This is a genomic window from Reyranella sp., assembly GCF_052439685.1.
Lineage (GTDB): Bacteria > Pseudomonadota > Alphaproteobacteria > Reyranellales > Reyranellaceae > Reyranella.
Genome location: NZ_JBQVQG010000016.1, coordinates 121950 through 136060, shown reverse-complemented (window position 1 = coordinate 136060; position 14111 = coordinate 121950). Strand labels below are relative to the sequence as shown.

At 66.6% G+C, this 14111-nt stretch carries 13 protein-coding genes and 1 tRNA gene; 4 read left to right on the top strand and 10 right to left on the bottom strand.

Annotated features, from left to right (window positions below):
- Positions 1 to 121: 121 nt before the first annotated feature.
- Complete coding sequence (locus ACT6UX_RS19980; RefSeq protein WP_444776899.1) at positions 122 to 1414, bottom strand: amidohydrolase; 1293 nt, start codon at positions 1412 to 1414, stop codon at positions 122 to 124.
- Positions 1415 to 1436: 22 nt separating this feature from the next.
- On the opposite strand from ACT6UX_RS19980, the gene ACT6UX_RS19975 reads away from it, so the two are divergent.
- On the top strand, positions 1437 to 1790 hold the full coding sequence (locus tag ACT6UX_RS19975) for a hypothetical protein (protein WP_444776898.1): 354 nt from the start codon (positions 1437 to 1439) through the stop codon (positions 1788 to 1790).
- 104 nt (positions 1791 to 1894) lie between these two features.
- The gene (locus ACT6UX_RS19970) at positions 1895 to 3625 is read left to right on the top strand and encodes a protein kinase domain-containing protein (RefSeq protein WP_444776897.1); all 1731 of its coding nucleotides are present in this window, start codon (positions 1895 to 1897) and stop codon (positions 3623 to 3625) included.
- Between the two features lie 123 nt (positions 3626 to 3748).
- Here the strand turns inward: ACT6UX_RS19970 and ACT6UX_RS19965 are convergent, their stop codons facing one another.
- The 3 genes from ACT6UX_RS19965 to ACT6UX_RS19955 form a co-directional block, all read right to left on the bottom strand.
- Positions 3749 to 4282 (bottom strand): hypothetical protein, encoded by a 534-nt coding sequence (locus ACT6UX_RS19965; protein ID WP_444776896.1) that lies wholly within the window; start codon positions 4280 to 4282, stop codon positions 3749 to 3751.
- The gene (locus ACT6UX_RS19960) at positions 4279 to 4434 is read right to left on the bottom strand and encodes a hypothetical protein (protein WP_444776895.1); all 156 of its coding nucleotides are present in this window, start codon (positions 4432 to 4434) and stop codon (positions 4279 to 4281) included. Before ACT6UX_RS19960 ends, ACT6UX_RS19965 begins: the two co-directional genes overlap by 4 nt.
- 1070 nt (positions 4435 to 5504) lie before the next feature.
- Positions 5505 to 5594 (bottom strand) — tRNA-Ser (locus ACT6UX_RS19955).
- A gap of 121 nt (positions 5595 to 5715) precedes the next feature.
- On the opposite strand from ACT6UX_RS19955, the gene ACT6UX_RS19950 reads away from it, so the two are divergent.
- On the top strand, positions 5716 to 6063 hold the full coding sequence (locus ACT6UX_RS19950) for a hypothetical protein (RefSeq protein WP_444776894.1): 348 nt from the start codon (positions 5716 to 5718) through the stop codon (positions 6061 to 6063).
- 12 nt (positions 6064 to 6075) lie between these two features.
- Here the strand turns inward: ACT6UX_RS19950 and lepA are convergent, their stop codons facing one another.
- The 5 genes from lepA to rpmI form a co-directional block, all read right to left on the bottom strand.
- A complete protein-coding gene (gene lepA / locus ACT6UX_RS19945) occupies positions 6076 to 7878 on the bottom strand; it encodes a translation elongation factor 4 (RefSeq protein WP_444776893.1) in 1803 nt (600 codons plus the stop codon).
- Positions 7879 to 7955: 77 nt separating this feature from the next.
- A complete protein-coding gene (gene pheT, locus ACT6UX_RS19940; RefSeq protein WP_444776892.1) occupies positions 7956 to 10352 on the bottom strand; it encodes a phenylalanine--tRNA ligase subunit beta in 2397 nt (798 codons plus the stop codon).
- Entirely contained in the window at positions 10349 to 11428 is a 1080-nt protein-coding gene (gene pheS, locus ACT6UX_RS19935; RefSeq protein WP_444776891.1) for a phenylalanine--tRNA ligase subunit alpha, read from the bottom strand. The genes pheT and pheS overlap by 4 nt, the downstream gene beginning before the upstream one ends.
- A 97-nt stretch (positions 11429 to 11525) precedes the next feature.
- Positions 11526 to 11882, bottom strand: a complete 357-nt coding sequence (gene rplT / locus ACT6UX_RS19930; RefSeq protein ID WP_298317196.1) for a 50S ribosomal protein L20 — start codon at positions 11880 to 11882, stop codon at positions 11526 to 11528.
- A gap of 3 nt (positions 11883 to 11885) precedes the next feature.
- Positions 11886 to 12089 (bottom strand): 50S ribosomal protein L35, encoded by a 204-nt coding sequence (rpmI, locus tag ACT6UX_RS19925; protein ID WP_444776890.1) that lies wholly within the window; start codon positions 12087 to 12089, stop codon positions 11886 to 11888.
- A gap of 204 nt (positions 12090 to 12293) precedes the next feature.
- Between rpmI and ACT6UX_RS19920 the strand changes: the two genes are divergently transcribed.
- A complete protein-coding gene (locus ACT6UX_RS19920) occupies positions 12294 to 13052 on the top strand; it encodes an SDR family NAD(P)-dependent oxidoreductase (RefSeq protein WP_444776889.1) in 759 nt (252 codons plus the stop codon).
- On the opposite strand, the gene ACT6UX_RS19915 is transcribed toward ACT6UX_RS19920, so the two are convergent.
- Entirely contained in the window at positions 13049 to 14083 is a 1035-nt protein-coding gene (locus ACT6UX_RS19915; RefSeq protein ID WP_444776888.1) for an alpha/beta hydrolase, read from the bottom strand. The genes ACT6UX_RS19920 and ACT6UX_RS19915 overlap by 4 nt on opposite strands.
- Positions 14084 to 14111 lie beyond the last annotated feature (28 nt).

The window sequence follows — 14111 nt, the reverse complement described above, 5'->3', positions numbered from 1 at the left end:
GGATGGACACAGGCACGGTGCTCGTGCCCACCCTTCGAGACGCATCGCTGCGCGATGCTCCTCAGGGTGAGGTCGGTGTTGGATACCGGGCCTGATTCAATCTTGCCCGGAAAGACTCTCGCTACTTCCGCTTCAGATAGTCGATCGCGAGATAGCTGAGGGCGCGCACGCCGTACTTGAGGGCGGGCTCGTGGACGCGGAAGAGCGGCGAATGGTTGGCCGGCGCCTGCAGCGGGTCGACGTCCGGTGGCACGACACCCAGGAAGAAGAACATGCCCGGCACGACCTGGGCGAGATACGAGAAATCCTCGGCGCCCATCACCGGGCGCACCTCGGTAACGCGCTGCGGGTCGAGGCCGTTCTTCAGGCTGTTCGTGCCCCAGTCGGTGAGCGGCGGATCGTTGTAGGTCACCGGCACGCCCTCGAAGACCGTGACGGTCGCCTTGGCGCCGGCGGCATCGGCGATGGCGGTGGCGGTCTTGTCGATGCGCTTCCAGATCTCGGCGCGCACGCCCTCGTCGTGGGTGCGGATGGTGCCTTCCATGGCGACCGAATCGGGCAGGATGTTGTTGCGCACGCCGCCATGGATGGTCGAGACCGAAATGACCGCCGGCGTGAGAGTGGGATCGAGCTGACGGCTGACGATTGTCTGCAACGCCAGGATGATCTGCGCCGAGGTGACGACGGGATCGATGCCGCGCCACGGCTGCGAGCCGTGCGTCTGGCGGCCCTCGACGTCGATCTTGAGGCGATCGGCGCTCGCCATCAGCCCGCCGGGACGCAGCGCGATCACGCCCGAGCGGATGCCCGAGGTGACGTGCAGGCCGAACACCGCCGACGGCGCCGGGTTCTCCATGCAGCCGTCGGCGATCATCGCCTGGGCGCCGCTCGGGCGGCCGTCGTTGGAGCCTTCCTCGTTGGGCTGGAAGATCAGCGTCACCGTGCCCGGGATCTCGTCCTTCATGCCGGCCAGGATCTCGGCCACCCCCATCAGGATGGCGACGTGGCAATCGTGGCCGCAGGCATGCATCACGGGAACGGTCTGCCCGAGATACTCCGCCGTGGCCCGGGAGGCGAAGGGCAGGTCGACCTTCTCCTCGACGGGCAGCGCATCCATGTCGGCCCGCAGCGCCACGACGCCGCCGGGCTTGCCGCCCTTCAGCACGCCCACCACGCCGGTGATCCCGACGCCCGTCCTCACCTCGTAGCCGAGCTTCTCCAGGTGCTCGGCCGCGAGCGCGGCGGTGCGCGTCTCCTGATAGGAAAGCTCCGGATGCTCATGAATGTCGCGCCGCCACGCGATGACCTTGTCCTCGATCTCGAGGGCAGCTGCGGAAATCCGCTCGGAAAGTTCGTTTTCGATGGCGACGTTGTTCATGTCGTGAGTGTCCTGGGCGACGAGGCGGGTGCGCAAGGACTTACCATCCTTCAGAAGAATGCGCGCCGAAATCGGCCAGACGAGCCAAATGCGGGAGCGATTGTTTCCGACGCGTCCATGCGGCATCCCGGACACCACACTTGGCGCCAGCTATTCGGCAGCCGATGTCGAAGGCGCCGATGTCATGGCCGGCGGGAAGAAGTCGGACAGCCAGCGCAAGAGCGGCGAGGGGTCCGTGACCGTGAGCCTGATGCCCGAGGTGAGGGGCGACGGCATGTTGATGGTGCGTGGTGTCAGGCCGGGCATAGACGGCGCCTATGGCGTCTCATCCGTGAGCCATCGCCTCGACTGCAGCAGCGGTGGCGTGACGGCAATCGAACTGAAGCAGCCCGGCAGCGGCGGCCAGGGCTGAGCGAGGCGTGATATAGCGAAAGGGGTTTGGGGAATTCCTCTTCAATACTCGGTTGTGGACGGGATTTACGGCGGTAACTTCGTCGAAAGCGCGAGGGGGCACGCGTGACCGAGGAGGCGACTGAGAAATCTGCTGCCATGGACCAGGTCGAGTATCACTCGGCGCTGGCCAAGGGCCTCACCATCGGGCGCTACAAGATCCTCGCCGTGCTGGGCGAGGGTGGCTTCGGCATCACCTATCGCTGCCACGACACCCAGCTTCATCGCGACGTAGCGATCAAGGAATACCTGCCGGTCAGCCTCGCGATCCGGCAGGGCGACACCCAGGTGCAGCCGCGCTCGACCGAAGTGTCCAAGGAATTCGTCTGGGGGCGCAGCCGCTTCCTCGACGAAGCCCGGACCATAGCCAAACTGAGCCATGTGCCCGCGGTCGTCCGGGTCCACGATTTTCTCGAGGCACATGGCACGGCCTATGTCGTGATGCAGCTTCTCGAGGGCGAAACGCTCGCCCAACGACTGCTGCGTGAGACGCGCCTCCCGCAAGCCTTCATCGAGCAGATCTTGCCACCGTTGCTCGACGGCCTCGAACAGATCCACAGCGTCGGTTTCGTCCATCGCGACATCAAGCCGGCCAACATAATGCTGGCGCCCGATGGATCGCCGACACTGATAGATTTCGGCGCGTCTCGTGCGGCGGTCGCTAACCGTACGCAAGGTATGACGGCCATTTTCACGCCGGGCTTCGCGGCTCCCGAACAATCGAGCGCGGGTAAGCAAGGGCCGTGGACGGACATCTACGGGTTGGCTGCGACGCTCTATGCCTGCGTCGCCGCTAAGTCTCCGCCCAGTGCCGTGGATCGTCTGCTAGACGGTGATTCGACTGTTTTGGTCGAGACGGTCGGCATCGACTATTCGTCCCGTCTCCTGAAGGCCATCGACGTAGGCATGCTGTTGCAGGCCAACGCGCGGCCGCAGTCGATAGGCGCCTGGCGGCAGGTACTCGCTACCGGCGTCTGGAAAGTGTCCGACGGGGCGGCCCAGTCCCCTCAACCCGCGACGGTCGCCGTTCGCCCGCATGTGAAGCCGGAAGAAAAGCGCGCGACGCCGGTGATCACAGTGATCGAGACGGGGGCGAACAGGACGCGGTCCCGCCGGCCGGTGGTCCTGGCGGGGGCCGTGCTCCTGCTCGTCGCAGCGGGTGGCGCCGGCTACTGGAGTCTTGTGCCGCAGTCCATCAACAAAGCGTTGCCGCCGGCGCCGGCTGTGGGTGGGTTTGCAGGGCCTGCCACCGGCGAGCCCCGTCACCTGCCCGGCAATGCCGGACGCGTCATGGAGGAGCGGGCTGCCCTCGAACGCCTCGACAGGGAGCAGGCGGTCGCGAAAGCTGCCGCCGAAGAGGAGGCGCGCCAGCAGGCGCTGAAGGACGCGGCAAAAGAGATCGAGGAACAACAGGCGCGCGCCCGGGCCGAAAGCGACGCGAAGGCCAATGCCGAACCGGGCGAGGCTGAGCTCCGTCTCACGCCCCGCGAGCGGCAGAGGCTCCAGGTCGCGCTCACCTCTCTGGGGTTCGACGTCGGCGGCATCGACGGCACGTTCGGTCGCCGCTCGCGCGAGATGATTGCAGGCTGGCAGGGCAAGCGGGGCGATTATGCGACCGGCTTCATAACGGCCACGCAGAAGACCGCGCTTCTCAGCGAGGGCGCGACCGCCATCGTGCGGTGGGAAGAAGGACAGCAGCGCGCCCGGATCGAGGAGCAGCGGCGGGCACAGCAACCGTCACCGCAGCAACAACCGCCGGCCCAACGCAGATCCGGCTGGAGATGGCCGTGGGAGTAAGTCACTCGGCGCGATGCCCTACGAGTCACGACCGGGCGCGTTGTGAGCAAGCTGCGGAGGAGCGGACCAGTGCCACGGCCTGGCAGCAGTTTTGCCGCCCCCCTCTGTGGCCAGGGATTCAACTCAGCGAGTTGGCGGAACAGCAGGCGTCACCGATATCGGGAGCCGATGGACGCCAGGGCCTTCGCCGGGGCATCCAGCCCCCTCAACGGTGAGGGTCCGCTCGCCGGAGAAGCTGCCGTCGGGCCTCGGTATCAGGTGGTCCGCACGAACCGATCTGACGGCACTGTTCGGATTCATGCGTTCGCAAAGGTAGGGATAGGGGCCCCGTGTTTCCCAGCGGCCATTGATCCATCGATACTCGAAAGCTGCCGGAGCGCCAGGATTGCGGGCGCTGTCGCCTGAATTGTCCATCCGCACGACGCAGCCGTTCGCGTCGCAATGGGTCGCGAACTCGACCACGAATGTCTTTGCTTCCATTGGCGTCGGGGCGCCGTTGAACGTCTGTCTCGAGAAGTCGACGAACACGTTGTAAGGGCCGTTCAGCCGCGGCGGCCGGACCTGGTCCGACTGAGCAAGCGCAACGACATCGGCGAAGGTGATTGCAGCGCATGCTCCCGCGAGCGCAAGCGCATGTGGGCGATGAGTGGCGGTCATTTCGGGCGCAGCATCAGGGATCGGCCGGCGGATTTCCAGCGTTCCGCCCGGAATTCGGCCGACGCGGTGGCCGCGAGGTCGCCGGAATCGACCAGTGCCCGCACCGTCGAGGTCGCGCAGCCCAGCCGACCCGCGGCCGCGGCGACGGTCACCGATTCCTCATCGTCATGTTGAAGATCGATTATTCGCCAACATTGCTCTGTCTACGCATGCACGCGCCGGCGGCCACCCGCGGCGGCAATTTGCACCGCCGAATGGATTGAGGGTGAAAACCAAAAGCCTAAACTGGCGCCTTGCGCCAAACGGGCGATGGTCGCGGCGGTAGCAAAAGCGCCCTTCGGCATCCGGCCTTGCGCGGTTGTCGGATGTTCCCGACGCTCTACCGTTGGGGAGCCGAAATGCTGAGAGTGGTTGTACTTGCGGGGCGCGCGCTCTGCGCTGCCGCGCCCACGAGCGCCCAGACGGATTCCATGGAGAAGGTGGCAAGCCTCGGGGGCGTCCTCGCCTCAGAAAAGGCCTGCGATCTCAAGATCAATCAGAAGGCGGTCGAGTCTACCTGTCGGAGCGCGCCAGGATGCGCGTGTTGAGTGGCTTGTGGCCAGCACGTTCCATACATGCCCGGGGCTGCTGTAATCTCTCCAGTCTCATGGAGCTTCGCGCTCATCGATCCGTGAGTGCGAGAGACTACCCGCCCCGCCATCAGGGCTCGTGCGGCACTTTGTTCGAGGCGTCAAATGTTCAACTGGATTGAGTTCGATGACTTGCTCGGTGTTGCCGTCGTGATCGGCGTCATGACCATCCTGGCTGTCATAGTTGCTTTTCGAACCCGCCGATGAACGCGGCGTCGCTCGGCCAGGCAAGACGCGTCGCCGTGTAACCAGTGAGCTGGCTCAGCGGATTTTCGGCGAAGCCCCAGCGCTCTCTCCCGAACCGGTCCCGACCTCCGCTACCTCGGCCGCGATGCCAGCGCCGCCGAAGACTGTCATCGAGATCAGAAGATTGATCCTGCCGGACGGGGTCGACGCGCAGAGTGTCGAGGCGCTACGGCGCGGCGGCGGCGATCCCGACGAGAAATGGACTCGGAAAGGCCGGCGGCAGATCTACGGCGCCTTCTTTCATTCGGCAACGCCAACGGCGAATCCCGCCAGGGCATCCTGGCAAGGGCGGAGGTCGGCCGGCCGGCGCACTTCATTCATATTTATCAATGACTTAATGGGAGATATGGCGGACAGGGCGGGATTCGAACCCGCGGTGGCTGTTACACCACGCACGCTTTCCAAGCGTGTGCCTTAAACCGCTCGGCCACCTGTCCGGGAAGCGCGGTCGGCCGCTCTTATACATCGGTGGATGGTTTGGGCAACGTCCTTCCCCGCTGCGGACTGCTTGGCTAGGGTCCAGCCGGTACCTGACCGGCGCCTGGGGGAGTAATGGTCGTGTTTCGGGCCTTGGGCTGGCTGTTTCTGGCCCTGGCTGTCGCAGTGATCGTGCATGACCTGCTGACCTTGTGGTCGCAGGGCAGCTATCCTTTCTCGACCTTCGGAACCCTCTGGGCGCATCTCGACCCGGCGTCGCTCGGCAATACGCAGACTTCGGCGCGCCGCCATCTGTCGGGCGTGCTGTGGACCTGGATGATGCGGCCGCTGCTCACGGTGCCGGCGGTGCCGGCCTTCCTGGTGCTGGGCCTCGTCCTGCTCTGGATCGGCCGCCGCGAGCTCGGCCGTCCGGAACACGGCGTCCTGATGGGCTCGCGCCCGCGCCGACGCCGCGGCGGACTCTCCTGACCGTTTACCGGCCTAGCGGCTGTCCATCTTGAGGGCGGCGATGAAGGCCGACTGCGGGATCTCGACCTCGCCGATCTGCCGCATGCGCTTCTTGCCCTTCTTCTGCTTCTCCAGGAGCTTCTTCTTGCGGCTGATGTCGCCGCCGTAGCACTTGGCCAGCACGTCCTTGCGCATCGGGCTGATGGTTTCGCGCGCGACCACGCGGCCGCCGATCGCGGCCTGGATGGCGATCTTGAAGAGCTGGCGGGGGATCAGGTCCTTCAGCCGCTCGCACAGCGACCGGCCGCGGCTCTCGGCGGCGTTCTTGTGGACGATCATCGACAGCGCATCGACCGGCTCGGCGTTCACCAGGATCGAGAGCTTCACCAGCTCGCTCTCCTCGTAGCCGTCCATCTCGTAGTCGAAACTGGCATAGCCGCGCGTCATCGACTTCAGCCGGTCGTAGAAGTCGAACACGACCTCGTTCAGCGGCAGGCGGTAGATCGCCATGGCGCGCGTGCCGGCATAGGTGAGCTCGATCTGCTGGCCGCGACGTTCCTGGCAGAGCGTGAGCACGGAGCCGAGATGCTCGTCGGGGGTGATGATCGTGGCCTTGATCCACGGCTCCTGCATCGACTCGATCTTCATCTGGTCGGGATAGTCGGCCGGATTGTGCAGCTCCATCGACGTGCCGTCGACCATCGCGACCTTGTAGACGACCGAAGGCGCCGTCGTGACGAGGTCGAGATTGAACTCGCGCTCCAGCCGCTCCTGCACGATTTCGAGATGCAGGAGGCCGAGGAATCCGCACCGGAAGCCGAAGCCCAGCGCCGCGCTGGTTTCGGCCTCGAAATGGAACGAGGAGTCGTTGAGGCGAAGTTTCGAGAGCGACTCGCGCAGCACCTCGAACTCGGCGGCATCGGCGGGGAACAGACCGCAGAACACCACGGGGACGCTGGGCTTGAAGCCTGCCAGCATTTCCGTCGCGGGTTTGCGGTCGTCGGTGATGGTGTCGCCCACCTTGCAGTCGGCGATGGTCTTGATGCCGGCGATGATGAAACCGATCTCGCCCGGCCCGAGTTCCGCCACGTCGGTGGCCTTGGGCGCGAACACGCCGACCTTGTCGAGGTCGTAGGCCGCGGCCGCCGCCATCATGCGGATCTTCATGCCCCGTCGCAGGATGCCGTGCTTGACGCGCACCAGGGTGACGACGCCGAGATAGGGATCGTACCAGCTGTCGACCAGCAGAGCCTGAAGCGGCGCCTCGCGATCGCCGGTCGGTGCCGGCAGGCGCTTGACCATGGCCTCGAGCAGGTCGTCGATGCCGAGACCGGTCTTGGCCGAGACCATGACGGCTTCGGACGTGTCGATGCCCACCACGTCCTCGATCTCGCGGCAGACGCGCTCGGCATCGGCGGACGGAAGATCGATCTTGTTCAGGACCGGGATGATCTCGTGATTGACCTCGATCGCGTGATAGGCGTTGGCCAGCGTCTGCGCCTCGACGCCCTGGCTGGCATCCACCACCAGCAGCGAGCCCTCGCACGCCGCCAGCGAGCGGCTGACCTCGTAGGCGAAATCGACGTGGCCCGGCGTATCCATCAGGTTCAGGACGTAGGTCTTGCCGTCCTTGGCCTTGTAGTTGAGGCGCACGGTCTGCGCCTTGATGGTGATGCCGCGCTCGCGCTCGATATCCATCGAATCGAGCATCTGGTCGTGGAATTCGCGCTCCGTCACCGCGCCGCAGGCCATGAGCAGCCGGTCGGCCAACGTGCTCTTGCCGTGGTCGATATGGGCAATGATCGAAAAGTTACGGATCAACGACAGGTCGGTCATTTCAGCCTGAACCTAACTCAGCTTTCATTGTCATCCGGAGCGTAGCGAAGGATCTCGCGCCCAGGACGACAGAAGGTTTACCCGCGCAGCACGGCACCCGTCGCCTTGGTGACGGCCGCCACGATTTTTTCGGAAACCGCCTCGATCTCCGCATCGGTCAGGGTACGCTCGACCGGTTGCAGGGTGACGGCGATGGCCAGCGACTTCTTGCCTTCCGGCACGCCCTTGCCGGCATAGAGATCGAACACGCGGGCCGCGGTGATCATCACCTTGTCGGCGTTGCGCGCGGCGCGCACCAGCTTTTCCGCCTCGACGCCGGCATCCACCAGGAACGCGAAGTCGCGTTCGAGCGGCTGGAAGGCCGACAGGACGAGCTTGGGGCGCGCCTTGGTCGCCTTCGCCTTGGGCAGCGGGGCTGCGTCGAGGAACACCTCGAAGGCGGCGACCGGGCCCTTGAGGTCGGCGGCCGCGACGATCTCGGGATGCAGTTCGCCGAAATAGGCCATCACGCGGTCGCCAAGCTTGAGCGCGCCCGAACGGCCGGGGTGATACCAGTTCGGCGCGCCCGGCTGAGTCGAGAGCGTGTCCGGCGCGCCGACCGCGGCCAGCACCGCCAGCGCATCGGCCTTGGCGTCGAAGGCGTCGACGGTGCGCGCGGGTCCGGCCCAGTTGCGCGGCACCGCCATGTTGTGGCGGATGCCGGCGGCCACGGTGCGCTGGCCCTGGGGCGTCGCGTCCTTGTACTGCGGGCCGACCTCGAACAGCGCCGGATCGGACAGGCCGCGCGCCTCGTTGCGCGACGCCGCGTCGATCAGGTTGGGCAGGATCGAGGGGCGCATCGTGTCGAGCGTCGCATCGATCGAGTTGAGCAGCCGCACGTCGGCGCCGCCGCCCCCGAAGCGCTCGGCCTTCTTCAGCGGCAGGAAGGACCAGGTCACGGCCTCGTTCATGCCGCGCGCGGCCAGCGCCCGGCGCGCCTGCGGCGTGCGGCGCTGCAGGGCGTCGCGCGCCGGCTTCGAGATTGCCGAGAGGCGTGGCAGCGAGGTCGTCGGGATCTTGTCGAAGCCGAACACGCGCGTCACTTCCTCGACGAGATCGGCCTCGCCCACGATGTCGGGGCGCCACGAGGGCACGGCAGCGGTCCAGGGGCCGCTGCCGCCCACTTCGAAGCCGAGTTTCTTCAGGATGGAGACCGTCTCCGCGCCCGGCACGTCGATGCCGGTCAGCGTCTTCACGCGATCCGTGCGCAGGTCATAGCGGCGCTGCCAGGCGGGCATCACGCCGCTGCGGGTGATCTCGCTGCACTCGCCGCCGCACAGGTCGAGGATCAGCCGGGTCGCGACATCCGTTCCCCATTCGACCGATTGCGGATCGATGCCACGCTCGAAGCGGTACCGCGCGTCGGACTGGATGCCGAGCTTGCGGCCGGTTGCGGCGACACGGATCGGCGTGAAGTAGGCGACCTCGAGGAACACCTCGGTCGTCCCCTCCTGCACGCCGGTCTCTTCTCCGCCCATGACGCCGCCGATCCCGTGCACGCCCTTCGCATCGGCGATCACCGAAACTGCCGGATCGAGCGTGTAGGTCTTGCCGTCGAGCGCCAGGATCTGCTCGCCGTCGCGTGCCTGGCGCATGACGAGGTCGCCGGAGAGCTTGGCGGCATCGAATACATGCAGCGGCCGGTTGAGGTCGAAGGTCACCAGATTGGTGATGTCGACCAGCGCCGAGATCGGGCGCAGGCCGATCGACTTCAGCCGGCGCTGCAGCCAGTCGGGCGAAGGGCCGTTCTTGACGCCACGGAAATGCCGGCCGACCACGATCGGGCAGGGGCTGTCCGGCTCGGGCGTGTAGTCGTGCGTCCACTTGACCGGGCTCTCGTAGGTGCCGGAGATCCGGTCGGTCTTCATGGGCTTCAGCGTGCCGAGCCCGGCCGCCGCGAGGTCGCGGGCGATACCGTGAACGCCCAGGCAATCGCCGCGATTGGGTGTCACCTTGATCTCGATCACCGCATCGTCGAGACCGAGCGCCTCGGCCGCCGGCTGACCGGTCACGGTCTCGGCCGGCAGATCGATGATGCCGCTATGGTCGTCGCCGAGCTGCAGCTCGCGCGAGGAGCAGAGCATGCCGTTCGACTCTTCGCCGCGGATCTTGCCGACCTTGAGGTGAAGGTCGGTGCCGGGGATGTAGCTGCCCGGCGGCGCGAAGATGCCCTTCATGCCGGTGCGCGCATTGGGTGCGCCGCACACGACCTGGACGATGCCGGCACCGGTATCGACCTTGCAGACACGCAGCCGGTCGGCGTTGGGATGCTGCACTGCTTCGACCACGTAGCCCACGACGAAACCCTTGAGGGCTTCGGCGGGGTCGGTGATGCCCTCGACCTCGAGGCCGAGCATGGTCAGCGCGTCGCGCACCTCGGTGAGCGTCGCGGCGGTGTCGAGATGCTCCTTGAGCCAGGACAGGGTGAACTTCATTTCACGGCCTCCAGAGCCGAGAAGCCGTAGTGGCGCAGCCAGCGCAGGTCGGCGTCGAAGAACGCCCGCAGGTCGGGAATGCCGTACTTCAGCATGGCGATGCGGTCGATGCCCATGCCGAAGGCGAAGCCCTGGTAGACGGCGGGATCGAGGCCGCAATTGGCGATCACGTTCGGATGCACCATTCCCGAGCCCAGGATCTCGAGCCACGAATCGCCGGCGCCGATCTTGAGTTCGCCGCCCTTCCACGAGCAGCCGATATCGACCTCGGCCGACGGTTCGGTGAAGGGGAAGTAGGAGGGGCGGAAGCGCAGCGGCAGGTCGTCGACCTCGAAGAAGGCGCGGCAGAAATCGACCAGGCAGCCCTTGAGATGGCCCATATGCGTCGTGCGGTCGATCACCAGGCCTTCGACCTGATGGAACATCGGCGTGTGGGTGGCGTCGCTGTCGATGCGGAAGGTGCGGCCGGGCACGATGATTCGGAGCGAGCCGCCGTCGGCCAGGCGCTTCTGCACGTCCTTGCTCAGCATGGTGCGCGCCTGCACCGGGGAGGTGTGCGTGCGCAGCACCATCGGCGTGCCATCGGCACGCGGCGGCAGATAGAACGTGTCCTGCATCTGGCGCGCCGGATGGTCGGGCGGGATGTTGAGGGCGGTGAAGTTGTGCCAGTCGTCCTCGATGTCGGGACCGTCGGCCCAGGTGAATCCCATCTCGCCGAAGATCGCGCCGATCTCGTCCATCACCTGGCCGATCGGATGCAGCGTGCCCTGTCCTTCGGGCCGCGCCGGCAGGGTGACGTCGATCTTCTCGGCTGCGAGCCGGGCTTCGAGGGCCGAAGCGCTGAGCGAGCCCTTGCGCGCCTCGAGCGCGGCCTCGATCTCGCCCTTGAGCTGGTTCACGCGGGCGCCGAATTCCTTGCGCTGCTCGGGCGCGAGCCCGCCCAGCGTCTTCATCAGGCCGCTAACGCTGCCCTTCTTGCCGAGCGCCGCCACGCGGGCGGCTTCCAGCGCGCCGAGATCGGCGGCGGCCTGGACGGCGTCGAGCGCCTCGCTGCGAATCGTCGAAAGATCGTCCATCTTTCCCACTCTCGAAACCGAACACGAAAAAAGGGAGCCTGTGGTCCAGGCTCCCTCTTTGCGATCTCTGTCAGCCGCGCGTGACGCGCAGAAGACGTTACTTGAGGGCGGCCTGGGCCTGGTCGACCAAAGCCTTGAACGCTGCCGGCTCACGCGCGGCGAGATCGGCCATGACCTTGCGGTCCATCTCGATCCCGGCCTTGATGATGCCGTTCATGAACTGGGAGTAGGTCATGCCATGCTCGCGGGTCGCGGCGTTGATGCGCTGGATCCAGAGGCCCCGGAACGCGCGCTTCTTGTTGCGGCGGTCGCGATAGGCGTACTGGAGGCCCTTTTCGACCTTCTCGATGGCGACGCGGAACGCCGCATTGGAGCGGCCGCGATAGCCCTTGGCGAGCTTCAGGACCTTCTTGTGACGAGCGTGTGCAACCACGCCCCGCTTGACGCGTGCCATGGTCTACCTCTCGTACGGGAAGAAGTTGCGCTTGAGGATCCGGGTGTCCGGCTCGGACATGATCGCCATGCCGGTCGCCTGACGGAGGAAGCGGTTGCCGCGCTTGCTCATGCCGTGGCGCTTGCCCACGACCCCATGCTTCGCTTTGCCGGAGGCCGTGAAGCGAAAACGCTTCTTGGCTCCGCTCTTGGTCTTCATCTTGGGCATTTTTGTTCCTTTTCAAAGGGTTAGCACTTGCGCGCCGGTCCCGACCCCCTGTGTGAACAGACGGCCGGAAAGTCCTTACAAAGCAGCCGAGGCAATGCCCTTATTGGCCAAGCCACCCGAAGGAACGCGGCTTATACAGAGGCGGCCCGATACGTGCAAGCATGCCGGGACCGGGCCGAAAGGCCCTCTTACGGGGATTTTCGCATGAAACTGGCAGGCAAGGTGGCTCTGGTGACGGGTGCCCAGCAGGGCATCGGGGCGGCGATCGCGCGGGCGCTGGCGGGCGCGGGGGCTGACGTGGCCGTGAGCTGGCTCGACGACCGGGCCGGCGCCGAGGCGGTGGCGCGCGACATCGCCCAGGCCGGCCGCAAGGCCCACCTGCTGAAGACCGACGTCTCCAAGGTGGCCGAGATCGAAGCGATGGTTGCCGAGACGGTCAAGGTGCTGGGGCCACCCGACATCCTGGTGAACAATGCCGGCGTCTATCCGCGCGTGCCGTTGCTCGAGATGCAGGAAAGCGACTGGGACTATCTGATGGACATCAACCTGAAGGCCGGTTGCTTCGCCACCATCGCCGTCGCCAGGGCGCTGATCGCCGCCGGGCGGAAGGGCGGCTCGATCATCAATCTCTCCTCCCAGGCGATCCGCGGCGCCGTGCGCGGCGTCCATTACAGCGCGAGCAAGGGCGGGGTCGTCTCGATGACCCGGGCGATGGCCCTCGAACTGGCGCCGCACGGCATCCGGGTGAACGCGATCGCGCCCGGCACGACCGACACCGCCCAGCCGCGCTACGGCAACACCGATGCCGAGCTGGTCGAGATGGCGCGTGCCAACATCCCCCTGGGCGGCAAGCTGCTGACGGCCGAGCAGATCGCCCGCACGGCGGTCTTCCTTGCCTCCGACGATTCCGACGCCACGACGGGACAGGTACTGCACGTCAATGGCGGGTCGTACATGCCCTAGCAGGGCGGCTGCCTCTTTCCCGTCTCGATGAAATCCGCGAAGCAGGGGCCGAACTTGCGCGAGAAGCTGGCGTCGGCGGCGCCATGGCCCTTGAAGCCCTCGGGGGCGTCGATGATTTCGGCATCGACGCCGTTCTTCGTGAGGATCGAGCGGGCATCGTCCATGCGACCGCCGACATCATAGGCATCCCCGGCGAAGTTCACGACGACGAGGCGCGGTCCGCGCCGGATGCCCTGCAGCACGTGCTGCCACTCCGAGCGCGCCCGGGTCGGGTCGCGCATCTTGTCGACCGTGCCGTGATGGGCCGCGGCGATCGAGATCACGCCGTCGACCGCGGCGCCGCGCTGCAGCGCCGCCAGCGACACCCAGGCGCCGGCCGACTGACCGGCGAGGATGATGCGCCGGTAGCCCATCGCCCGAGCCTTGGCGACGGCGTCGGCCAGCGCCGTGGCGTCGCTCGCCCAGTCGGTGATCCATTCGCGATCGAAGCGGTAGAGGTCGTAGCCCAGGCGCGTGAACCGGCCGACCCAGGCTTGAGGCGCGCTTTCGGTGGCGTTCCGGCCGGCGCTGTAGCCATGGCTCCAGACGAGCAGTCCCGTCGCGAGCTGTGGACCCCGCATCGACCAGTAGGGTTGCGGCCGCAGCCGCCCGATGTCGACGGCGCCGACGGCGCGGGCCGGGATCAGCTCCCGCCAGTCGTGTCCGGTGACCGTGTAGTTGTTGACGATGTGGAGCTTGCACGTCTGTCCGGTGCGATCCAGGCAGCGCTTGAGCGCTGAGGCGACGGCCGGACCGGGGTCGGGGCCGCCGGTCCCGGCCCACCAGCTCGCGCGACCGTCGGGGGACACGACGAAGGCGCGGTGTGGGCCGAAATTCTGGAAGTCCGAGAGAAGGCGGGCCGCATCGCTGGCCGGCGCCTGAGCCGGCGCTTTATCCGGCGACTGGGGGCCAGCCTGCGGCGTCTGCGCCTGGGCGGGGGAGAGGGCCGCCACGAGAACCGCAACGACGAGGGATTTGATGCGTTGTCTCACGGGCGAAGGCTACCACTCTCTGCCCGAA